This is a genomic window from Gracilibacillus lacisalsi DSM 19029 (genome assembly GCF_000377765.1).
In the GTDB taxonomy this organism is placed as follows: Bacteria; Bacillota; Bacilli; order Bacillales; family Amphibacillaceae; genus Gracilibacillus; species Gracilibacillus lacisalsi.
Map to the genome: position 1 here is coordinate 125261 of NZ_KB898669.1, position 23920 is coordinate 149180.

The window sequence follows — 23920 nt, forward strand, 5'->3', positions numbered from 1 at the left end:
TAAGGAAACTATCATCTTCTACTTGGAATATCTATGATCTTTTTCTAACAAGAAAATATCCCCCTCTACTATGGAAACCTTTTCATTTTAAGGTTTAATTAAACCTTCCATAAAATTGGTTAAGTTCCATTATAAAAAGGTAAGTTCCAAAAAAATATAATCAATATGTTAGAAATGAGAAAAAAGATATAGTATTCACTAAATTATAAGAACTGTTGATTATGAAATAAAGAAATGATTATGACCATATAGCCAAGCCTTTTAGCACAATTTAGAAGAACTATGGGTAACTAATACATGAGCTTAAAACTATCATCCATAGAAAAAAGCAGAATTTCCTTAAGTCAATAAAGAAATTCCGCTTTTCGTAAATACTTTACCTATTTTTTGTTTATCTTTATTCATCGTCTGGATTACCGTTTTAGTTTCACCTGCTATTTTGCTGTGTAGTCGCCCTTCAATCCATTTTGCTGAACTTAGCAAACTAACTAGTGTACCGGCAATAATGGCAAGGAAGCAAGAATCGTTTAGATTTCTTTACGGTTTGGAAGATTATACTGATCATAGACTCACTTTATTTAATCGCCGTTAATACTTGCAACAAACCTTCTTTAAACTTGTCACGATCTATTGCTTCACAAACACGGACATTTGGCTTCTGCTCCAGTCTGTTGTTCACATCAACAAGGCTATATCCTCTAGTTAATTCACCCTTTGTTTCAATATCAACATAGTACACATGTGATTTTGTCATGATAGATTCATCAGCTGAAACAGCGACTAGTAATGTATCAGGGTGTGTAGTCCCATTAAGTCGATGTACTTCTTTATTAAATTTCATTACAACTCGATTAATATCAATAAAGAATTGAGAGCCAGCTGTGTTAAGTGATTTTATCTCTTCATGATCTGCATCATCCATAATCGAATACTGTGTACACATATCCCAACCAACCATCGTAATCGGAATACCTGAATGAAGCACAAGTTTTGCTGCTTCAGGATCAACATAAAAATTATACTCAGCTGCTGGTGTAATGTTCCCTAATGTATTATTGGTTCCACCCATAATGTAAATATGGGGAATATCTTGGACAATTGATGGATCCTTTCTGATCGCCATCGCAATATTGGTTAACGGAGCAATCGCTAGAAATGAAACTTCACCAGGATATTCCTTTACTTTGTCAATAATAAAATCGACTGCATGTCCATATTCTGGTCGTTGTTGTGCTTTTGGAAAAAATGATCCTCCCATTCCATCCTCACCATGAACATCCTCAACCGTTCTGTGACTTTCATTACCTGTTGCAAGAATAGGTCCTTCATAGCCTTTATAAACTGGGACATCATACACAGGGGTGGCTACTTCTATCGTGTACAGAGCATTTTCTACTTCTTGATCGAAATCAACATTACCTCCTGTGATCGTAACACCTTCTACTTTAAAGTGGTGTAATGCAGTTAGCAACGCAATCGTGTCATCACCTGCTGTGTCGGTATCAATTATTACTCGTCTCATCCTATTCACCTCATTTTTCCTGTCTAGCTAAGTCTGTTATATAATCAAAAAAAGCATCGCGTTCCACTTCGTAAACAAGGTTGACAGTTCGTCCTGCATCAGATAATTCTGTTTTTCCTTGGCTTGCCCCATCTGAATGAACGATACTTTTTAATTCTTTCTTTTTCACTAAATCAGGCTTACCAACAGACGCTGTGGACAATACATCCCATAAGAAATATGTAGAATTTGTTTGGAAATGTACAAGTGGTGGTACCATTGCATAACATTGCCCAAGGAAATCAATACCAATGTCTATGCGCTCTGCTGCCCACTTATTTCGTACATCTACCGTTAATGGCACCATGTTGGTACTTTCTAGAGCAACTAAATCTATGGTAATACCACTATCCCACACTGTTTTCGCAGCTTCTGGATCCCAAAAAGCATTCCATTCAGCGGTACCATCATGTTCCGGTTCTTCGACGTTTCCATTTTCTAAAAACGTGCCGCCCATCCAAACAAGCTTTTCAATTTTATCTTCAATATCCGGTGCTTCTTCTAGCGCACGTGCTAAATCGGTAAGCGGACCAATAAAAAGGAGGGTAACTGGCTCTGTACTGTTACGGAGAGTTTCCACCATATGCCTGTGAGCAGGAAGGTCTGCTACTTTTGTTTTCGGCGCTCCAAATTCATTTAAAATTGGTAAGGCATCAACAAAAAAGGCATGCATGCGCCAATCTTTCGGGAATGGATTTTTACCTCGCGATGTTGAAGCTGCTACTTCAACTTCTTTGTTACTAAAGCGGTTGATGATTTTACGACTAGCATAAACAGCTGGTTCTAAATAGCAATCTGCCGGAATAACACTAACTCCGAGCAAATCGACATCCTCCATCTGTAATAATAGATAAAGAGAGACTAAATCATCCACACCGCCATCATGATTTAAATAAACCTTCTTCGCCATTTGCATTCGCTCCTTTATGTTTTTTATGCTTGCTAAAATCAAGCTGCTCACAACCGTACCCATTAGCTGTAATTAATGGTTAGCGAAACAGAGCATGATGTAATCGACCGTGATCCAAAAAATTGTTTGCAAAATTTTACGGTGAAGCTACATATACCACCGTAACATATTTCACAATGCTAATATAGCAACGTTCATAGAGATATCTAATCTCATTTCCTATTCAAAGAAAATAAAATATTCTTTTTTTCTTCTTAAAATGGAATAAAAGCATCATTTAAATACACTTGATTAGGTGTTTAATTTGGTCTGGAAGAGGAATTATTTGATTATAATTACTCTTATCTATACGTAACATGCCATATAACCCTCTCTTTCGCTGTTTAGACTTTTAAAATAGACCGCTCACTTATTTTTCTCACAATATATGCTGCGTCATATCCTACACCTTGTAATAATGCAGATCCCCGTCTAAATTGCCAAGGCAAGCCTATAAAATAGAGTCCCTTGATAGTTGATTCTCCTCTTTCATGAATTACTTGTCCCTCTTTATCTAAGACCCCTTCTATGCGTAACCATGGATATTCTGACTTAAAACCCGTTGCCCAAATAATGTTGTTTACCTCAAGTGTCGAGTTGTCTTGAAATACTAAAACGTTCTTATTTGCAGCGACTACCCTAGACTTCACTTTTACTTTATTTTTTTTGATCGCTTGTTTTAAATCCAAACCAAAAATAGGATCTCCCTTTTTTTGAATAAACTTCCCTAACAATGAATTATTTTTTGCACTTAGAATCCCTAACTTATTAAACCACCAAAAAATACTTTTATTAGATATCGTTAATGGTAAATAGCTTAATTTTTTGCTGATAGCTAAGTAAGTCTCTCGTTCCTTAGACAATTCCACAGCAATTTGCGCTCCACTATTCCCTCCACCTACTACTACTACATTCCCATCCAACAATTGATTTGAATTCTGATAATTTTCAGAGTGAAATTGGTTGATAGTAGGTGATAAGTTTTTGGAGAATTTAGGTATATAGGGCGTTTGAAAAGGACCGGTCGCTACTACCAAATTCTTTGCCTTATAAGTCCCTTTATTCGTTTCGATTAGGAAGTTATTTTCTACTTTAACAACACTTTTTACTGCTTCATTCAACTGTACGGGTAAATGAAAATGAGCTACATAATCTTTTAGATAAGAAACTATTTCATTTTTGGAAGGAAATCCTTGTTTGTCTCCTCGAAGGGGTAATCCCGGTAATGAACTATACATTCGAGGAGTAAATAAAACCAATGAATCATATCTTTCTTTCCATTTTTCGCCTATTTCATTTCCTTTATCAAGCAGTAAAAAGTTTTGATCGGTATTTTTTAGATAATAACCAACAGAAAGACCAGCCTGACCAGCACCAACAACTATTGTATCGTACATCAGTTCACCTCTTTTATATGAATGATTATTCATGTGTTCATTTTATAAATGTTGAAGATTCAATGCAACTATTTTCTAACCTATTTAAATCCTTAGCAGACATCATATAACTTTAATTTAATGTATAGTGAAATTAAATTAAATAAATGGAACGATTTGTATAACTGATCCGTCATGTTTGCGAAAGGAGGTCAACATGTATACAAAAAAAGACGTACAAAAAGCAAAAAAAGGTAACAAAAAAGCATTGGAAAACATCCTCCAAACAGAACGAGCTAAAATGTATCAGATTGCTTATTTATATGTAAAAAATCAAACCGATGCGTTAGAAATTGTCCAAGAAGCTGTTTTTAAAGCTTTTATTTCTATGCATACCATACGTGATAGTGCACAAGTATCTGCTTGGCTGAAACAAATTGTTATCCATGCTGCTATCGATTATATTCGCAAACATCGCAAAGTTACCCCCATTATGCACGAACAAATGGAAGCAATAGCAGACAAGCCTGTTGATCTTGATCAACAAATAGATTTATATAATTTGCTTGACGAATTAGATGAAAAACAAAAATCTATTATTATTTTAAAATATTTCGAAGGGTATCGAGATCGTGAAATTGCCAACATCATTGGATGTCCTGAAGGCACAGTTAAATCAACACTGCATAGAACGCTACTGCGACTACGGCAAAAATTTCAAAAGGAGGATTGTGCAAATGAATAACGAGATTAACCAATTTCATAAAAAAGTTGAGGAGATCCCGGTTCCAGATAAAGAATTAGAAACAGTTATTTCTAGTTCCATTAAAAATACACCAAGAAAAACTATTCCATTGCGAAATAAAGCACTTATTAGTATTGTCATCGCAGCTACTTTATTTTGTTCTCTAGTTGGCTCTGCCTACTTCTCCCCTGTTGTTGCAAGTGTTTTGCAGCAAATACCTGGAATTGGTTCGGTATTAAGTCATTATGATATTGGCTTGGAGTATGTTAGTCGTAACAATATGACAACCGAAATCGGAGAAACCGTAACTGACCAAGGGATTTCAATTACGGTAACCGATATTTATTATGATTACAATCGTTTTGTAATCGGCTATGTCATTGATCTTTCTGAAAAAACAGAAAAGGAGATAGACAGTTTTCAAGAAATTTTTCGTTCGACTTATCAACTTACCATTGATCAACAACCCGTCTCCAATCTTGATGAAAGTTGGCACCGTGAAGGTGATTCACTACTAGGGTTAATCAGTGTAGAGCAACCCTTACCCGAAAAATTTACTGCTCAACTAACGTTTTCAGAAGTATTATGGACATCAGGAGAGTGGAGCTTCAACATGCCCGTTGAACGAAATAATACGATTGCTATCTATGAACCTAATCAAACTAGCGAGATTGATGACTACCAGTTTGCTATTAATGAACTTACAACAACTCCAAGTACAATCGTCATCGATACGGAAATTACTACACCTTTATATGGAGAAGATAAATTTGACCTTGAGATTTACTATGACGGTGAAAAGCTCGAGAAAATAGACAGTAAAGAAAAGAAGCGACTCCGCTTATCACCTTTTAATAAAGATATTGTACGATTACGTGGAGCCTTTGAACCAATAAAAGGAATAGAAGAAATCACGGTTATTCCAACTTTGATTACTAATATGGAACAAGAACAACTGTCAGACTTAGCTATAACTGTTGATCTAGCACCTAAGAATATTGTAGCGATTAAAAAAGATACAACCAGCATAAATAAAGATCATTCTCTAAGAAAAATCGATTTTCAAACTTATGCTTGGAATGTGCTTGAGGATGAGTGGGCTAATTACGTTCCCAGCGATCCCGCACAATATCAACACGCAGCAGTAACTGTATTTGGGGGTGAATTTTCCAGTAGCTTTTATCGTTCGCTTCCCCAAACAGATGAAGAAATGATTAAGCCAACCGCCTTTATCAACAAAGCAAGTGAAAAAGAAGCATATATCATATACAAAGAATTTGATGGCACAAACCATCTTTATCAATTAACAGAAAAAGATGAGTGGGAGATTGTTGATCAGGCAACATTTAAAGGGAAGGCAATTGAAGCGATAAGGGAAGCTTATCAACTTGAACAAGCACAAAACGGATAGAATTATCTAACAAATTAGAGGCCGCTCATAAAATAACGATGATCGGCCCTTTTTATTGCAACGATAATACATATGGGTCTAATTTTTTTGCAACAAACGCTTTATACCTAAAATAAAAAGGGAGACTACAATACCACCAGCTACTATCATTCCGAGCGATATAAATAAAACACCTAATCCAGGAAAAGATTCTTGATAACTTAAAATCGACGAACCGTAATAATTATTATTAACGACAAATCGTGTGATCTCTAAGTATCCTAAATGAAAACCTATTGCTGTCCACAAACTTCCTGTCCAGAGACGCAGTAACTGCAAACTAATACCGAAAAAGGATCAGCATAATATATCCAACATTTATACTATTCCCAGGTGCCAGTCCAATCAGTACTTGTAGTAGTGTTGTTGTTAATGGAACGGAAAGAAATATCAGTGTTTGTAATTGCACGGCAACCCAAGTCGCAAAACGATGACGTAAAACATCAAACACAAAACCACGCAAAGCGAGTTCTTCTGGTAATGCCTCATATAAAAAGGCTATACCCATATTAACGAGTATTGCAATCAGCCATTGATCGGGGGTATGCCATTTTTCTATCGAAATCCAACCAAATGAGGCGGCAAGAAAAATACCAAAAAAGCTAAACCGATAGCTAGAAACATCCCAGTAAAAAAGTGATAAGCTTTCTTCCAATTATAAATTGCTTTCTTCGGCTTAATACCTGTTATTCGGTAGAAGTACTGATACAAACATAAAATAATTGGGACAACGATGCCTGTCATGACAAGACCTTGCGTCAATAAACGATAATTTCTAGTAAAACCAAACTGTTCAGCTACAACAGTTCCTGTCAGAGAACCTAGAAACAGCCCACCAGTTATCGTTGCCCATCCAGCTAATAATAGTACACCCCACCTCATCTACCACACCTCCTATTTTAAAATACTTTATTTCTATAAATGCGAATCGAAAGTAACCATGAAAAGATATATAGCACCATAATAGACAATATCATCACTAAAAACACAGAAGGATCTTCCAAAGTTAAAATCGTTTGTACAAATTCTCTTAAAATATCATTCAAATTATGGATGAAAATAGTAATAACTATCATATAAACAACAAAAAGAACTAGAAAAGCTTTTAAGATATATTGCGATTTGAATTTATATGAAAATGGAAAAATGAATGAAACAGCTAGCATCGATAGACTAACCATTAACATGATTTCTTTCCAAGTAGGTATTTCCTTGTGAATCAGCATACCTCCAATAATCATTGTTAATGCTACTAACAAAGTAAAAATAATAGCTCCTATATATTTGGAAGTAACAATTTCTTGACGTGTATATGGAAGCGAATTAAGTAACTTATTGATGGACGAATGCTCATCCTTAGCAAAAACATCCTGTATAATGACAATACTAAATACGATTCCTATCCAAATGTATGACGGATTAAACACTATATAACCGAATAAAGCGGGCAACAAGATCATTACCCCTTTCTTTTGCAGAACTAAATCCTTCCATATTAAATTAAACATGCCACTCCGCTCCTTTTTTTGTATAGAACATAATATCTTCAATGGATGGTTTTTCAATCAAAACCATTTGACCAAACACTTCTTCTATACGGTTTTTATTCGCTGTTAACGCCTCAAAACCGTGATTTGACTTACGAATGGAGATGAATTCCTTTTTCGTATCAGCATCTAACAGTTCCTTTTCCCCTTTAACGATCGCATACTCTTCTTCAATTTGCGTCGATTCTTTCGTAAATACATGTTGGCCTTTATCAATAAATATAATGTAGTCTGCAATACTGTCTAAGTCAGTTGTTACATGAGTGGAGAAAAAAATCGTCTTATCCTCATTTTCCATTAAACGATGCAATACATCTAAAAACTCTCTGCGAAAAACTGGGTCAAGGCCAGATGTAGGCTCATCCATGACAATTAACTCTGCGTGGTGGGATAAAGCTATTGTTAACGAAGCTTTCATCATCATTCCTTTTGAAAATGTTTTAATCTTTTTATTTAATGGTAGTTCAAATTGTTCGACATAATACCGAAAAAGGTTGTCATCCCAATTAGAATAGGCACGTTTTATTATTCGTTTCATTTCTGTCAATGTTAGATGCTCATAAAAGATATTATCATCGAAAACAAAACCAATTCGCTGTTTAATTTTTTTCTCATGTTGCTTATAGTTCAATCCAAATATCGAAATCGTTCCACTATCAGGCTGTAGCAAGTTCATAATCAGCTTAATAGTAGTTGATTTCCCTACACCATTTCCACCAATAAAACCTGTTACAAATCCTTTTTTAACCGTCATAGAAAAATCCTTTAATTGAAAACCTTTAAAAGATTTATTAACATTTTGTAATTCTATTACATTTTCCATTATTCTTCCTCCCTGTATAACATGGTGAGCAACTCTATAAGTTCTGTACGACTTACACCTATTTCTTTACTATTTTGAATAGCAGCCGTTAATTGTTCTTCAATTACTTGCATTTTTCTTTCTTTAATCATTTCATTATTCTGCTCTGAAACAAACGAGCCTTTTCCCACTATGGAATAAATAAATCCATTCTTCTCCAATTCTTCATAGGCACGTTTTGTCGTAATGACACTTATATCTAAATCCTTTGCTAATTGACGCATGGAAGGTAACGGTTGTCCTACTTGCAATTCACCCTTTAAAATATGCGTTTTTATTTGAGCATATATTTGCTCGTAAATTGGTTCTTTTGAATTATTCGAAATTATTATTTGCATGCAAAAAACCTCACTAAGAATATTGTATATATACTTTATATACAATATACACAAAAAATAATTATTTTACAACTATTAATTGTAAAATAATTTGAGAATACCTATTTAAAAATTGCATTCGCTCGAATTAAAGGAGTAGTGAGCTACCAAGAATCGGCACAACATGACTGGCTTTTCTATATTTGTTATGAGTTAGTACCTTTTGAAAATGCGGGAAGTTGCTTGGCTATTTACTAGGTTTTACTGGCAACTTCGGCACTTTACTATCAACTTTTTGATTTTACTATCAACTTCGACTACTTTTCTGGCAACTTTTTTGATTTTACTGGCAACTTAACAATTCCCATTATCTAAAAAGGCGCAGTGCCTACACAGGAAAATGTAGGTACTACGCCTTTCAGTTATTATTCTACTGCTGGTTCTAAAGTGCTTGTTTCTTGCTTTTCAATTTCTCGTACCGCTTTATCACTCGTATCTACTCGTTTCATAAACAAGGAAAGTACGAGCGCGACGATATTGATTCCTAGCGCTACATAAAAGGAATACTGAATTCCACTAAGTAATGCCTGTTGTGTCATGGAAGCTGTTGAAGCTTCTGTTAAGGTGGCCGGATCAACTCCACTCATTAATTTTTCACCCTCTGTAGTCGCTACAGAGTTCATAATGGTTACCATAACAGCAGTTCCGATTGATCCTGATACTTGTTGCGCGGTATTGTTAATCGCAGTACCATGTGGGTTTAACGATGTTGGTAACTGATTCAAACCATTTGTCATGATTGGCATCATTACCATCGCCATACCAAACATCCGTAAAGAATAAACTAGAACAATATACATATAGGTTGAATCAATTTGTACATGTGCCAACAAATAAGTTGAGACCCCTGTAACAGTCAGTCCAACAATCGCTAAAATACGTGGACCGAATTTATCAAACAGTCTACCAGTAATAGGAGACATAATTCCCATTATAATTGCACCTGGAAGTAACATTAAACCAGAATGAAGCGGTGAAATCCCCCGAACATCCTGAACGTAAGCTGGTGTTAAAATCATACCTGAGAACATAGCAACTGCATTAACAATCATAATGACAGAGGCAAGAGCAAACATCGGATATTTATATGCACGTAAATCTAATAATGGTTCATCCATTTTCAATTGACGAACTACAAATAGAATTAAAGCAATACCACCAACTATTAAGGTCGTTAACACGACTGGATCATCCCAGCCTTGTGTACTTGCATTACTTACACCGTATAGTACCCCACCAAAACCGAGACTGGATAATACAAGAGATAAATAATCAAGTGTAGCATTTTTATTTTGCTCCATCACATTTTGGAACTTCCAAATCGCCAGCCCTAAACTGATAATGGCTAATGGTAAAATCATTTCAAAAAGTAATCTCCAATTATGGTATTCCACAATATATCCTGATAATGTAGGTCCAATTGCTGGGGCAGCAATCATTACCATACCGAAAACACCCATAGCAGTTCCACGTTTGTCACGCGGAAAACTTACTAACATGATATTCATTAATAATGGTCCCATTACAGAGGAACCCATTGCTTGAACCATACGCCCCGTCAACAACACACCAAAATTGGGTGCAAATGCTGCGAGTGCTGTACCTAGCGCAAATATGGACATAGCCGTAATAAATAAACTACGGTTTGAAAAACGTGTAATTAAAAATGCTGAAGCTGGAATTAATACTCCACTAACAAGCATGTAACCTGTCGCAAGCCATTGTACCGTGGAATAGTCTTTAATTCCTAAATCAACCATAATCGATGGCAGTGCTACATTTAATAATGAATTATTTAGAAACGAGACGAAAGCACCGATAAACAAAATACTGATCATTAAATATGGTGTCTTATTCACTTGTGTATTCATAATTTTTCCCTTCTTATCTTTACTTAGTATATTTAGCACTTGAATATTTTATACCTACAGTTCAAATTTTTCAATACTTTTATACCAAAAGTATAAAAATGTTGTTTTTATAGGTTAAGAAACGTATACTATTCCATATAGAGGACAGGAGGATATTATGAACGAGCGTAAAAGAAAGGTAGCAGACATTGCTTTAAACTTGTTTATCGAAAAAGGATTTCAACAGACATCCATTCAAGAAATTATAGACAAAGCAGACATATCTAAAGGTACCTTTTACAATTATTTCTCTTCTAAAAATGATTGTATTGCTGAAATATTAGAAAACATTCGCTATGATGCAAGCCAACAAAGAGTGGCCATGCAAATTGGAAAAGACCCACAAGATCGAGAAGTGTTAATTGAACAAATTACTATCATCATGAAGCTGAATGAGGAAAAAAATTTACGGACGCTATTTGAAAATATTTTATCTTCTGATCAAGCAGATTTAAAAAAACTAGTGGTACAGCATCGAGTGATCGAAATGGAATGGCTAGCGAATCGTCTCGTTGATGTGATCGGAGAAGATATTCGAGGTTATGCGACAGAGGCAACGGTATTGTATTTTGGCATGCTGCAGTATATGCTATTTACATTAAATCTTACAAACAGCCCATTTACCTTACATGAATTAATCGAAACTATTTTGTCTTATGTAGAAGTACTTATACCAGAGATGCAAAAGAAAAATAGTAGTTTTTTAAACAATTATGCAATTGACTTACTTCATAGAAATGTCCATAAAAAAGTGGTAACGAAATCCGAGGTAATGGAAATGGCAGAGCAATTGCAAGCGCAACATGATTTTAATGAAGAGCAGCAGGATCTTTTTGACGTGATTGTTAGTGAATTAGAAAATGAACGTGTACGGAAGATTGTTGTCAAGAAACTGTTGAAACCATTTCTTCAATTATTTGAGGGGACAACTATGGTCTCACAGGTACAGTTATTTACGAATGCGGTATGGAATTATTTGAAAACGATATAATCGGAAGACTGAAAATGGGAAGTGTTTGATACTGTAAATAATCTCAAGAGTGAATCCTTCTCATTTTTTGGCTAATTCCTTACCTATTAAATTTGGCAATGAATAACCACCCTTGGCATCATGGCGAAATTAAAAGAAAAGGACGACCAAAGTAATGTAATTACATCTTTTGATAGTCCTTTATCTATAAGAGGGCGTTATTCTAAGTTAGCGTGTTGCGTATACATCGAACTACCCTGTAATTCTTTGTTCTTCATCAACCTTAATATCAATGAATCATAGAATAGTAATAATGATTGTTCAAATAATGAACCCATTGGTTGAATCGTATCGTGTTCACTATCTTTTTCCGCCTTTGCTTTTGCCGGAATTTTTACAGAAACATTCGCTAGGTTACCAATACTAGATTCAGGAGATGTTGTAACAACTGCTACAGTTGCACCAATATTTTTGGCCTTTTCAGCCATTACTAGTAAACTGTTTGTTTCTCCAGATCCGGAACCTATAATCAATAAATCATTCTTTTCAATGCTTGGTGTCACCGTCTCACCGATAACATAAACCTCTAGATTTATGTGCATTAACCTCATAGCCAATGCTTTTCCCATAAATCCTGATCTTCCCGTACCAGCAACAAATATTCTTTTTGCTTGCGTCATTACATCCAATAATTGTTCAGCTTCTTCATCCTTTGTGAGATTTGCTGTACGCTTCAGTTCATCGATAACTGTTAACATATATTGAGTAGTCTGCATAATAGACTCCATCCTTTTAGCCGATTTTCTATTTATTCATTACTTTTCTTATCTCAGATGCTACAGCTTTTTTATCATCTTGGCCTGTAATGCCACCACCTACGATTACAAGATCAGGCTGTGATTGAACAACTTCTGGAATCGTAGCTAATTTAATACCACCTGCAACTGCCGTTTTCGCATTTTTTACAATAGCCTTAATTGTTTCGAACTGTTCAAACGGATTTTCCCCTTCAGCTTGTAAGTCATAACCCGTATGAACACAAATATAATCAACACCTAGGTTATCTACTTCCTTAGCACGTTGCTCTAAGTCTTTGACGTTAATCATATCAACAAGAATTTTTGAACCATGTTTTCTTGCTTCTTCAACTGCACCCTTAATAGTTGCATCATCTGTTGCTCCAAGTACTGTTACAATGTCAGCGCCTGCCTCAGAAGCCTTCATCACCTCATATGCACCAGCATCCATAATTTTTAAGTCAGCTAATACTTTTAAATGTGGAAACGCATCTTTCATTTCTTTCACAGCTTTTAGTCCTTCGTTAATTACAACTGGTGTACCAATTTCTACAATATCGATATGGTCTTGTACTTCATTAACCACTTCTTTACCTTCTGGAATGTTAACTAAATCTAATGCTAATTGAAGTTCCATTATATCTTCACTCCTATAATTATTATTTATATTACATCTCCATTGTAAAATGGCTAATTAAAAAGAGGAAGTACGCACTTTAATCTCATATAGTTACAAAAAATTCACTTAGTATCTATAAAAATATCTGCATTTTTTCATTTGTGAAAATACTAGGCAAAACCCTCCCAGTCCTTATCACTAAATAGATGTACGATTACTTTGGTCGTAATGATGAATTTATCGACAGGATTATCAGCAATCCGGCTGCCTACTTCCCTTTCCATGGGAGTTTTCATTTTAAGGGCATGCCCGTGGAATAAATAAAAAAACATCTGTCATGATAAACATGACAGACGTTTTTAAGCTAATCATTTGGAACTTTCTAGTATCTTTATATCATCACGATCCTGGAGTGCAACCTCCATATAATTTTTTCCCCATTTATATAATGAATCGAGTATAGGCATCAAAGTTTGGCCATGATGGGTTAAAGAATATTCTACTTTAGGCGGGACAACTGGGTAAACTTCCCGGTGAACAATTCGATCCTCTTCTAACTCCCTTAATTGATTAACTAACATTCTTTGTGTAATACCTGGCATTAGTGATTTAAGTTCGCTAAAACGCTTCGTTCCTTCTTTACCTAAATGCCACAAAATCAATATTTTCCATTTACCCCCGATAACTGCAAGTGTTAATTCCTTCTCGCAATTATATGTTTTTCCGCATACATGTCCCATTCTATATCATCCTTTATTAAGAGTTATGGAAGGTACCTATTTATACTACGAGCATTCCACTCATTTATAACCTTATATTAAATATGAAAACATAAATCAATATCGGTGTCACTTTATTGAATTTGGCATTAGCAAAAACCACTAACATTAGGTGATTTTTTCAAATATTAAGCTATGGAGTACTTTGCGGCCGATTAACTAGATAAATGCCAACTAAAATAATCGCTCCACCTGCTAATGTAGACAAATGCAATTGTTCCTCCAACAAAAGCCAACCAAATAAAACACCAAACAATGGGGCTAGAAATAAAAATGAACTTACCTTACCTGGATTCTCAGTTTGCAAAAGAAAAAACCATACAGCAAATTGGACAATCGATGCCATAATCGCTAGCCACAAGACAATCATAATGGCGTTCGGTGTAATTGTTATTACCGTTTTCTCAAACAAGGCGCTCGCTAATAATAATAAGAGTCCACCTGTCAGCATTTGATACGCTGTGACTACCCATACATCAAGGATTGATCCCCATCTATTCATCAACAGTGTTGCAATCGCCCAAGAAACCGCGCTAAAAAAACCAAGTATAGTACCAATTTGCTGAACATTCAAATCAGCTCCTAACGTAATAAATACACCTACAAATCCAACGACAACACCTAACCATTGACTCCAACGATATTTCGTTCCTAAAAACAAGGTTCCGAAAATAACGACAAGTAATGGATTGGTGAATGTTAAGATAGATGATTCACCAGCCGTTATTGTTCTCATACTGATAAAGATAAGTCCCATAACTCCTGCTGTTTGGAACAAGCCAATAGTCATAATTTGAATCCATTCCCGTTTAGTGCTCGGGTGTTTTCGCTTGAAAAGTCGAACCATAATTCCCATTAAAATACCCGCTAGTGTGAATCGTATCCCTACTAACAGTAAAGGAGATATATAGTTTAATCCGATCTTGCCAATCGCAAAGGAAGATCCCATTAAACTAGTTGTTATAATGATTAATAATGCAAATAAACCTTTATTCAATGCTTGTTCCTCTTTTCTAAACTCATTTATGATTTTCCCCAGAAGGATACGATAACATATCCATGCCATCTAAGCTACGCTACTGCCTTTCCATTATTGTGGAATAACTGGCAAAATAACATGTGATGGATATTCAGTTTGATGAAACACTTTTTGAGCTGCCTTTACCATTTCTAATGTATCTAATGTCGTTTTACCTGTTCCAGGATTCACATCATAACGAGGGAAGTCACTAGAAGCAATATCGATTCGGATTGAATGACCTGGTAAAAACACATTACTTGTCGGAGATAATTCTATTTCATAGCAAACTATTTTATTCTTTACAGATTCTCCGTGTTGGTATTTTGCTCGGACGATGCCATCTGCTAGATTATACGCCGTTCCATCTGGAAAAACATCAACCAATTTTGCCGTAAAATCCGTATCCAATGCATCTGTAGACGCCCATAAAATTACTTTTGCGGAACCCGTCACTTCTATTGATTCGTCCAATGGTGGAGTCGTATAAACTACTACATCGTCCCGTACTTCGATTTGCCTTTGATCACGCGGTCCCACATTTCTACCATTATAAAATAATGTTCCACCACCATGAGTGGGTACAGGACTAGCGGGATCATGGGTAAACTGATCACTTGGTTCATCTGTAGGAGTGGCAGTAGTTAATCTCCCTGACTTACTATTTGCTTGTCCATCGCTATGAAAATAGTAGTTAGTATATACTGTACGCTGTAATGGCCATTCCTTTTCAGAACGCCATTTATTTATACCCATCACAAAAATTTTGACAGGATCTTCATCAGCTTGAAGTGTATCGTTATCTTCTTTCAGCCAGTGGTTAAACCACTGAATATGAACTGATGTAAGATCTTCTTTACCAGCAATAGACTGAGCTGAACTATTTACACCAAAGGAACGCTCACCTAAGTCAGAACCAACCATTCCGTGTCCCCATGGTCCAATGATTAATTTTTGGTTTGGATTGTATTCTCGCATCTGTTGATAATTCATTAACGTTTGACTTAAGAAGTTATCGTACCAGCCAGCAAAGTGATAGGCTGGAATATTCATGAAATCAGAAGTATGTTTGGCATATATTTGTGTCACTGCCCTTTTATTGAATTCCTGATCCATATATTTGCGATAAATGTCTTGTAGTACGGGATGTTTCGTCACTGCTGGTAATTCTCTAATTGGCATATAGTTATGCCATTCTTCAATCTGGTCAAGGTCGTTGGAAAGCTCCTTGATCGCTGCACTATACTCTTCACTACTTAGTTTTCTTTTTAAGTAATCAGGTGCTACAGAATCAAGCATCCAAGTTTCTGCTGACGCTAGAGCAAGTACTCCACTTTCCCCAAAAGGTTCCTTGAAAATGTTTCCTGTCATGGCCGGGAAGATAGCTTTTAGCGCTGAAGGCTGTTCTACTAATGCATACAATTGAGTGAATGCATAATAAGATAAGCCAAACATCCCCACTTTTCCATTCGAGTACGGTAAGCTTGCAGCCCACTCAACAGTATCATAACCATCCTTAATCTCTTGGGCAAAAGGTTCAAACTCACCTTCAGATGCAAAACGACCTCGAACATCTTGGACGATGACGATGTAACCTTGCATCACTGTGCGAATCGGATCGATCCATCTATGTGAAAAGTCTGGAAGATTTTTATTATAAGGCAAACGTGTTAATAACACAGGATAGTTTCCACTTGCTTGTGGCCGATAGATATTTGCATATAATGTTATGCCATCTCTTAATGTACAAGGGACTTCCCTTTCAACAATGATTTGATTGATTTTTGTCATATGAACCTTCCTTCTGAAATAATTAACAGTAAATACAAACAAGGTCTGTGCTGACACAGTCAACACAGACACTTATTGCTTCCTTATTCGCCTAACATCTCTTCTACTTTATCTTGATTGTTGTCAATCCATTCTTGTGCTACTTCTTCTTTAGGGATTTCTTCTTCTTCAATTTTCACAATCATTTCTTCGACATCATCAATAGAGATACTCCAATTACTCAAAAATTCATATGCATCTGGAGCAGTTTCTTGTATTTCATTATTGGTAATTACTTTAACAGATGCTGTTTCAAAAACACCTTTAGGGTCTTCTAATACTTTAATATCAAATTTGTTAAACATCGTGTGTGGTCTCCAGCCATAGAAAACAACTGGGTCTTCACTTTCCATCTTACGCATTGCTTGGGCGATCATTCCGCCCTCAGAAGAATTGACTTGTGTCATATCAAGTTCATAACTCTCGATTAATCCGTCGATCTCCTCTGTAATACTTGCTCCTTCTTCAATACCATATAATTCATTACCCAAATCTGCTTCGATTCCTTTCAGATCTTCGATGGAATTGACATCCTCCATATAAGTTGGTACTACTAGTCCAGAATCTGCCTCAGGATAGCTAACTGCTGTTTCTTCAATAGTGTCACTATACTTTTCGATGTATACGTCATGTACTGGGAACCAGCCATCCATAAATACATCGATATCTCCACGAGATAAACCGATATACGTACTACCTGCATCTGCTTGTGTTTGCTCTACGTTATATCCCATATCTTCTAAAATAATTTGCGCAATTTCAGTAGGTGGTACTGTACTTGTCCATGGGGTTACACCTAGTGTAATGGTTTGTTTCTCTTCTGCACCTGCTTCGTCTCCGTTTGCTTCATTATTTTGCTGGGAACATCCAACGATAAACATAACGAGTAAGACACTCAAAGTTAATACTACTTTTTTCATTCTTCTCTCTCCTCTATAATTTATTTCCTATTCCTTGTGTGATTCGATCAAGAATAATAGCAATGACGACAATAGCTAATCCACCAATTAATCCGAGACCAACGTTTACAGTTGAAATACCTGATAATACAATCGATCCAAGTCCTGGTGCACCGATCATCGAAGCAACAACTGCCATCGATAGTGCTAGCATAATTGTTTGGTTAATACCAGCCATTATCGTTGGTACCGCAAGTGGTAACTGCACTTTGAAAAGTAATTGTTTCGAAGTGGAACCAAATGCCTTTGATGCTTCCACTACTTCTTGTGGCACTTGTAAAATTCCTAATCGTGTCATTCTTACTGCTGGTGGAGCAGCGAATACGAATGTTGCGATAACTGCTGGTACACCACCAAGTCCAAATAATAGAATCGATGGGATTAAATAGACGAAAATCGGTAATGTTTGCATAAAGTCCAATATGGGACGGACGATTTTATCTATCACATTACTTTTGGCACTTAGTATCCCAACCGGAACCCCAAAAATAATCGCGATAATTGTTGAGACAATCACAATCGCAACGGTTTGCATCGTCTCCGCCCATAAATCAACGGAACCGATGTAAAGACAACCGATTAATGTAAACAACGCCGTTCCTTTTCCTGCGAGTTTCCATGCTAATAAAATCAGCAGTACTGCAATAATTTCTGGAGGAATTGCCAGAATCAGATTAGTTACACCATCAATAAACGAGCGAAGTGGTACACTGATACTATCAAAGAAGCCACCCATGACTGGTAGTAACCAATCATTAACAAAATCGTTTGTCCATTCTTCTAACGGAAAGTAGAAATAGTTCATGTTGATTCCACCTCATCTTTCTCTTTCCCAAGCACTAATCCCGATAGGATAGAAACACGTGAAACGATTCCTAATAGTTTTTCATCTTCGACAACGACAATTGGATATTTAACATCTGCTGCAATACCGATTAAGTCATTTAATGGTGTAGCTGGCGAAGTAGAATAAATATTATCGGTAATCAGTACTTCTTCCATTGGAATATTATTTTGATATGCTTTCACTGCATCATCAATCGTGATCAGACCTTTAAAGTTCTTCTCCTTATCGGTAACAAAGATACTGGAAACACCAGCTTCCTCCATCTTTCTTACCGCTACACGCGGTCCGTCTTTGTATGTTAATAACACCTCTGGTTTTTTCATGACATGAGATGCTTCTAACACTTTGGAACGATCAACATCTTTCACAAAATTGGAGACATAATCATTTGCAGGGTTTTCTAAAATCTCCTCTGATGTTCCGATTTGAACAATTCGACCGTCCTTCATGATCGCAATACGGTCGCCAAGCTTTAATGCTTCATCTAAATCATGGGTAATGAATAATACGGTTTTACCTAATTTGTTTTGAATTTTTAATAGTTCATCTTGCATTTCTTTTCGAATGATCGGGTCTAACGCACTGAACGCCTCATCCATTAAAAGGATATCTGTATCATTGGCAAGTGCACGAGCAATGCCGACACGTTGCTGCATCCCACCACTTAATTGACTTGGATAGCTATCTTCATAGCCACTCAATCCAACATCCTTAATCGTTTCTTGCGCTTTTTGTTCTCGTTCTTGTTTACTAACACCTTGAAGTTCTAGGCCATATGCGACATTTGCCAAGATTGTTTTATGCGGTAATAAACCAAATTTTTGGAAAACCATCCCTAATTTTTTACGTCTTGTATCAATTAACGTATTTTTATCCATTTTGGTAATGTCTTCCCCATCGATAAACACTTCTCCATCTGTTGGTTCAATCAATCGATTGACTAATCGTATTAAGGTAGATTTACCACTTCCAGAAAGGCCCATAATAACAAAGATTTCTCCAGGTTTTACTGCGAATGATGCTTGGTTAACACCAACTGTCATTCCAGTTTTCTCAAGGATTTCACTTTTTTGTTCGCCATTTTTCAAACGTTTGAGACCTTGTTGTGGATGAGAACCAAAGATTTTCGTCAGATTATTCACTTCAATCTTATTCATCAACATTCTCCTATCCTTATCTTCTTACCTTTTTCGTTTCATACCAATTGTTCTTCCTGCTTGTTTCGGAGCTTCCAGTTGTTTATGTTCGTTCCAGATCATTTCTACTTTCTCTGCTACATCCTCTGGAAATGGAGCAGGTCGTTGTTGATCAGTATCCATCCCCATTAACATTTGTTCACTTGTTGCAAGCACATCGTCTTTTGTATTTTTCATCGTGAAAATGACGTGTAGACGTTTGGCATCAACATCTAACAGTTGTACATTCACGGTTAGCTGCTGACCTTGATGTGCTTCTTGCAAATAACATAAATGTGTTTCTAATGTGAAAATGGTATAGCTGTACTTTTCTCGAGCTTGTGCCTCTAGTCCGATTTCATCGATAAAGGCATCGACAGCAAGACTAAATACTTTCGCATAAGCTGCATCATTCATATGGCCGTTATAATCCACCCAATCGTGATGCACATAATCTTGATATTGAAAGGCTTGTTCCGCCATTGCTATAGAGCCTCCTTAGATTTTTGACTGTGGCCAATAATCTTCTACCAAATCTAGTAGTTTAACTAAAAATTCATTTCGTTTATTTTCTAATTCAGAAATTGGCACGTCACCGGCATGACTTTCACAGCCTTCAATGACTTTTTCTTTCAAGTCTTCTGTTAATTCAGGTGCTTCTAATTTCGTCCATGGCTTTTTCAATGCCGGACCAAATTGTTCAAGCATATGACGCATTCCTTGTTCACCACCAGCTAAGTGGAATGTTAAGAATGGTCCCATTTGTGCCCAACGAAGTCCTGCACCATAAATAATGGCGGCATCAACTTCTTCTGTTGTCACAATACCATCATTTACAAGGTGTAATGCTTCACGCCATAGAGCTTCCATTAACCGATCAGCTACATGACCTTCGATTTCTTTGTTAATTACTAGCGGTCTCATTTGGATAGATTGATAGAAGGCTTTTGCTCTTTCGATTAGTTCATCATCTGTTGCTTGACCACCAACAAGTTCAACAAGCGGTAAAATATATACCGGGTTAAACGGGTGTGCCACAATGACACGTCCAGGGTGTTGTAAACCTTCTTGTAAGGTGGTTGCCATAATACCAGATGTGCTTGACCCGATTATCGCATCAGGTTTCGCGTGCTGATCAATATTGGTTAAAACACTTTTTTTAATATCTTCACGCTCTGGCACGTTTTCCTGTATAAAATCAGCATCGTGAACTGCTTCTTCTAAAGTAGAAACAAATGTTAGACGGTCTTGTGAAGCACCTTCTGCCATGCCTAACCTTTCTAACTCTGGCCAAACTTGCTCTACCACTTGACGTGTACGTTCTTCTGCACCATCTGCAGGATCAAATGCTACTACATCTAATCCTCGTGCTAAAAATCGGCCAATCCAGCCATTTCCTATTACACCTGTACCAACTACTGCTACTTTATTGACGTTACTCATGCTTTCTTACCTCCATTGGGATTTCGCAATCCGAATTGTTGTCTTGCTTCTTCTGGTGTCATCACTTCAATATCATTGCCGTTTAGCATAGTAACTGCTTTATCAACGAGTTGGTCATTACGAGCTAGTACACCTTTGGATAAATAGATGTTATCTTCCAATCCCACACGCACATTTCCACCTAACTGTGCTGCTTGTGCCAAAATTGGTAACTGCATACGTCCAATACCAAATGCTGACCAATGTGCATTCTCTGGAAGACGATCTCTCATATAAAGCATTGTTTCTACATCTGCATCCATTCCCCATGGAATTCCCATGCAAAATTGGAACATTGGGTCGCCATCGATTAATCCTTCATTTACAAGTTGTTTGGCAAAGCGAAGATGTCCGGTATCAAAACATTCCAGTTCAGGTTTTACACCACTGTCTTGAATCAATTTTGCTTGATCTCTTAACCAATCAGTCGGGCTCATATAAATCATATCTCCGAAATTTACTGAACCGCAGTCGAGTGTACACATTTCTGGAAGTAGTTCGCCGACTGGTTCGTGACGTTCTGCTGGTGTTTGCATATCTGTTCCATTGCCTCCAGCTGCTGGCGTATCTAAACTCGGAATAAAATCACCGCCACCTCCAGAAGTAATATTAATAATCACGTCTGTTTCTGATTCGCGTATACGATCGACAATTTCTCGGTAGTGATTAACATCATGACTTATTCCACCTGTTTTTGGGTCACGAGCATGGACATGTGCTACCGTTGCACCTGCTTTTGCTGATTCGATCGCTGCTTCAGCGATTTCTTTTGGTGTTACCGGAACATAAGAACTTTTTGCTGTTGTATCTCCTGCACCTGTTACCGCAGCTGTTAATAATACTTTGTTCTTCATTGGATATCCTCACTTTCTATATTAAGATGCTTTTTATCTGTCAAATCTTTTATAATTTGTATACCATCCGGACGGTTTTTTTATCACAGTTAGAAACTATACCATCCAGACGGTTTATTTTCAACCCAAGATAATAGTTGAAAGGGGTTACATTGGGTGATTTTGCGAATAAAAGTAGCGCATTAGTGACTGTCAGGACAATACATTCCGTGTTTTCGACAAAAAATCACAAAAAAAAAATAAAACACCAGCTTGATAAACTGGTGTTTTGTACAAAAACTAATTAATCTGATTCATTAGCCCAATCTTTGAGCTTTTTATAGACTGCTTCTTTCTTTTCCGGTTCGATATGATATATATCGAATAACTCAGATAACCAAATCCCATCAGTAGCCAAACGAATGATGGTCGCTTTGATTGGATCTATTCCGTCATGTTCGATTTCATGCTGCCACTCCGTATATAGTTCACGAATAGGATCCAACGAATTGGAGCTTACTGCTTTTGCAGCAAGTAAACCATAATGCATATCTTTGTTTTGGTATGCTTGATTAAAAGTGACATCCACATAGGCACGAACCCATTTTCCCTTATCAACAGGATCTGCCTCAGCGTTATTTGCTATTTTCTCGCGATAATTGTTCGCAAGGTGTTCTACCATCCCTTGTACGAGAGCTTCTTTGGATGGGTAATGGTAAAGTAGTCCGCCTTTACTAATGCCCGCTTCTTTTGCAGTAGCGTCCAGTGTTAAGTTAAAGATACCTTGCTCACTAACGACCTTTGATGCAGCATGAAGGATTTCCACTTTTCTAGAATTTCTGCCCATTCGAGATCTCCTCTTTTTTTAAACTTGTGATATTACTATACTATCCAGACGGTATATTTTTCAATCATTTTTTTGGAGAATTTTTGAAAAGAGAGAAATAACAAATAAATATGTTATAATCTCTAGTTAAATGGTAAAATATAACACAAAAGAATTTTTCTCCTACTCGTCCATACTCCCCTATAATAAGACGAACTCTATTATGTACAATCTCTTCATTATGATTTTTAAAGAATTGATATTTAAATCCCGAGTCATTACCAATTAAATTAGTGATATAATGCGGAATACTGTCTAAACAGATAAGTACTATATCATGTGATAAAATCCCATAAGTATAAATTAACCTGATCTAAGCTAACCCCGCCACACTTTAGATTCCTTGAAACAAAAGAACTGCAAACGCGATTTACTTTCCTTGAATCCTATGTCAAAACATCCGTCAAGTATGCTATAATCAAACATATAATATAAGGAGTGCTGTTAAATGGCAGAAAAACTTTTATTGGAGATTTTAGATGAGATAAAAGGGATGAAAGCTGAGGTTAACGGCGTTAAAGCTACTATTAATGGCATTAATGGTACAATCGGCGGCATGAATCGTACGATCGCTGGCATCAAAGACGAACAAACAAAAATGAATCAACGACTTAATGAAATGGATCGTCAATTCAATAAACGTTTTGATCGATTAGAAAACAAAACAAATGCCATTCAAGAACAAACAGCCAAAATAAGTGAGTATCATACAGAAACGATGCAAAAGTTAAACAGTAAAGCCACTAAAGATGATTTTAATTATCTTAAAGAGATGGTTTTTAAGCATGACGAAGAAATTTATAAAATTAAATCACAATATCAAAGTATAAATGAAAATTAGCATACTTTTAACTAAATAGTTTATTCTAAATAATCCCTCTTAGAGGACTTGCTATTATTAATAAGCGGTTCATCCCAACTATTAAATGTGGGATCAACCGCTTCGTC

At 36.4% G+C, this 23920-nt stretch carries 26 protein-coding genes; 4 read left to right on the forward strand and 22 right to left on the reverse strand.

Annotated elements, in window-relative coordinates:
* Positions 1–574 precede the first annotated feature (574 nt).
* The 3 genes from D569_RS0113580 to D569_RS0113590 all read right to left on the reverse strand — a co-directional run bounded on the left by D569_RS0113580 (position 575) and on the right by D569_RS0113590 (position 3907).
* Positions 575–1522, reverse strand: coding sequence for a nucleoside hydrolase (locus tag D569_RS0113580; RefSeq protein ID WP_018932979.1), 948 nt, complete (start codon positions 1520–1522; stop codon positions 575–577).
* A gap of 10 nt (positions 1523–1532) precedes the next feature.
* Positions 1533–2471, reverse strand: coding sequence for a nucleoside hydrolase (locus D569_RS0113585; RefSeq protein WP_018932980.1), 939 nt, complete (start codon positions 2469–2471; stop codon positions 1533–1535).
* A gap of 383 nt (positions 2472–2854) precedes the next feature.
* Positions 2855–3907, reverse strand: a complete 1053-nt coding sequence (locus tag D569_RS0113590; RefSeq protein WP_018932981.1) for a flavin-containing monooxygenase — start codon at positions 3905–3907, stop codon at positions 2855–2857.
* A 196-nt stretch (positions 3908–4103) separates the two neighbouring features.
* On the opposite strand from D569_RS0113590, the gene D569_RS0113595 reads away from it, so the two are divergent.
* Positions 4104–4631, forward strand: coding sequence for a sigma-70 family RNA polymerase sigma factor (locus D569_RS0113595; RefSeq protein WP_018932982.1), 528 nt, complete (start codon positions 4104–4106; stop codon positions 4629–4631).
* Positions 4624–6042: a DUF4179 domain-containing protein gene (locus tag D569_RS0113600; protein WP_018932983.1), complete on the forward strand. Its 1419-nt coding sequence runs from the start codon at positions 4624–4626 to the stop codon at positions 6040–6042. Before D569_RS0113595 ends, D569_RS0113600 begins: the two co-directional genes overlap by 8 nt.
* Before the next feature lie 78 nt (positions 6043–6120).
* Here D569_RS0113600 and D569_RS24850 read toward each other — a convergent pair whose 3' ends face one another.
* The 7 genes from D569_RS24850 to D569_RS0113635 all read right to left on the reverse strand — a co-directional run bounded on the left by D569_RS24850 (position 6121) and on the right by D569_RS0113635 (position 10738).
* Complete coding sequence (locus D569_RS24850) at positions 6121–6330, reverse strand: hypothetical protein (protein ID WP_018932984.1); 210 nt, start codon at positions 6328–6330, stop codon at positions 6121–6123.
* Between the two features lie 31 nt (positions 6331–6361).
* A complete protein-coding gene (locus D569_RS24855; RefSeq protein WP_245548505.1) occupies positions 6362–6736 on the reverse strand; it encodes a CPBP family glutamic-type intramembrane protease in 375 nt (124 codons plus the stop codon).
* A complete protein-coding gene (locus tag D569_RS24860) occupies positions 6637–6963 on the reverse strand; it encodes a hypothetical protein (protein ID WP_018932986.1) in 327 nt (108 codons plus the stop codon). Before D569_RS24860 ends, D569_RS24855 begins: the two co-directional genes overlap by 100 nt.
* Positions 6964–6980: 17 nt before the next feature.
* Complete coding sequence (locus tag D569_RS0113620; RefSeq protein ID WP_018932987.1) at positions 6981–7589, reverse strand: ABC-2 transporter permease; 609 nt, start codon at positions 7587–7589, stop codon at positions 6981–6983.
* The gene (locus D569_RS0113625) at positions 7582–8451 is read right to left on the reverse strand and encodes an ABC transporter ATP-binding protein (protein WP_018932988.1); all 870 of its coding nucleotides are present in this window, start codon (positions 8449–8451) and stop codon (positions 7582–7584) included. The genes D569_RS0113620 and D569_RS0113625 overlap by 8 nt, the downstream gene beginning before the upstream one ends.
* The gene (locus D569_RS0113630) at positions 8451–8828 is read right to left on the reverse strand and encodes a GntR family transcriptional regulator (RefSeq protein ID WP_018932989.1); all 378 of its coding nucleotides are present in this window, start codon (positions 8826–8828) and stop codon (positions 8451–8453) included. Before D569_RS0113630 ends, D569_RS0113625 begins: the two co-directional genes overlap by 1 nt.
* A gap of 404 nt (positions 8829–9232) precedes the next feature.
* Positions 9233–10738: a DHA2 family efflux MFS transporter permease subunit gene (locus D569_RS0113635; RefSeq protein WP_018932990.1), complete on the reverse strand. Its 1506-nt coding sequence runs from the start codon at positions 10736–10738 to the stop codon at positions 9233–9235.
* A 157-nt stretch (positions 10739–10895) separates the two neighbouring features.
* Between D569_RS0113635 and D569_RS0113640 the strand changes: the two genes are divergently transcribed.
* Entirely contained in the window at positions 10896–11768 is an 873-nt protein-coding gene (locus tag D569_RS0113640) for a TetR/AcrR family transcriptional regulator (RefSeq protein ID WP_018932991.1), read from the forward strand.
* Between the two features lie 197 nt (positions 11769–11965).
* Here the strand turns inward: D569_RS0113640 and hxlB are convergent, their stop codons facing one another.
* The 12 genes from hxlB to D569_RS0113700 all read right to left on the reverse strand — a co-directional run bounded on the left by hxlB (position 11966) and on the right by D569_RS0113700 (position 22933).
* The gene (hxlB, locus tag D569_RS0113645) at positions 11966–12523 is read right to left on the reverse strand and encodes a 6-phospho-3-hexuloisomerase (protein WP_018932992.1); all 558 of its coding nucleotides are present in this window, start codon (positions 12521–12523) and stop codon (positions 11966–11968) included.
* Positions 12524–12551: 28 nt separating this feature from the next.
* Positions 12552–13181, reverse strand: a complete 630-nt coding sequence (gene hxlA / locus D569_RS0113650; protein WP_018932993.1) for a 3-hexulose-6-phosphate synthase — start codon at positions 13179–13181, stop codon at positions 12552–12554.
* A 350-nt stretch (positions 13182–13531) separates the two neighbouring features.
* Complete coding sequence (hxlR, locus tag D569_RS0113655) at positions 13532–13903, reverse strand: transcriptional activator HxlR (RefSeq protein ID WP_018932994.1); 372 nt, start codon at positions 13901–13903, stop codon at positions 13532–13534.
* A gap of 172 nt (positions 13904–14075) precedes the next feature.
* Positions 14076–14939: a DMT family transporter gene (locus D569_RS0113660; RefSeq protein WP_018932995.1), complete on the reverse strand. Its 864-nt coding sequence runs from the start codon at positions 14937–14939 to the stop codon at positions 14076–14078.
* Positions 14940–15032: 93 nt separating this feature from the next.
* A complete protein-coding gene (locus D569_RS0113665) occupies positions 15033–16751 on the reverse strand; it encodes a CocE/NonD family hydrolase (protein WP_018932996.1) in 1719 nt (572 codons plus the stop codon).
* Positions 16752–16834: 83 nt separating this feature from the next.
* Complete coding sequence (locus D569_RS0113670) at positions 16835–17710, reverse strand: glycine betaine ABC transporter substrate-binding protein (RefSeq protein WP_018932997.1); 876 nt, start codon at positions 17708–17710, stop codon at positions 16835–16837.
* A 13-nt stretch (positions 17711–17723) separates the two neighbouring features.
* Positions 17724–18554: an ABC transporter permease gene (locus D569_RS0113675; RefSeq protein WP_018932998.1), complete on the reverse strand. Its 831-nt coding sequence runs from the start codon at positions 18552–18554 to the stop codon at positions 17724–17726.
* A complete protein-coding gene (locus D569_RS0113680) occupies positions 18551–19753 on the reverse strand; it encodes a quaternary amine ABC transporter ATP-binding protein (RefSeq protein WP_018932999.1) in 1203 nt (400 codons plus the stop codon). The genes D569_RS0113675 and D569_RS0113680 overlap by 4 nt, the downstream gene beginning before the upstream one ends.
* A 24-nt stretch (positions 19754–19777) precedes the next feature.
* A complete protein-coding gene (locus D569_RS0113685; protein WP_018933000.1) occupies positions 19778–20254 on the reverse strand; it encodes a thioesterase family protein in 477 nt (158 codons plus the stop codon).
* A 15-nt stretch (positions 20255–20269) separates the two neighbouring features.
* A complete protein-coding gene (locus tag D569_RS0113690; RefSeq protein WP_018933001.1) occupies positions 20270–21214 on the reverse strand; it encodes an L-carnitine dehydrogenase in 945 nt (314 codons plus the stop codon).
* A complete protein-coding gene (locus tag D569_RS0113695) occupies positions 21211–22107 on the reverse strand; it encodes a beta-keto acid cleavage family enzyme (protein WP_018933002.1) in 897 nt (298 codons plus the stop codon). Before D569_RS0113695 ends, D569_RS0113690 begins: the two co-directional genes overlap by 4 nt.
* A 283-nt stretch (positions 22108–22390) precedes the next feature.
* Positions 22391–22933 carry a TetR/AcrR family transcriptional regulator gene (locus tag D569_RS0113700; protein ID WP_018933003.1) on the reverse strand — a complete coding sequence of 181 codons (543 nt, stop codon included), beginning with the start codon at positions 22931–22933 and terminating at the stop codon, positions 22391–22393.
* A gap of 487 nt (positions 22934–23420) precedes the next feature.
* Between D569_RS0113700 and D569_RS0113705 the strand changes: the two genes are divergently transcribed.
* Positions 23421–23813: a hypothetical protein gene (locus D569_RS0113705; RefSeq protein WP_018933004.1), complete on the forward strand. Its 393-nt coding sequence runs from the start codon at positions 23421–23423 to the stop codon at positions 23811–23813.
* Positions 23814–23920 lie beyond the last annotated feature (107 nt).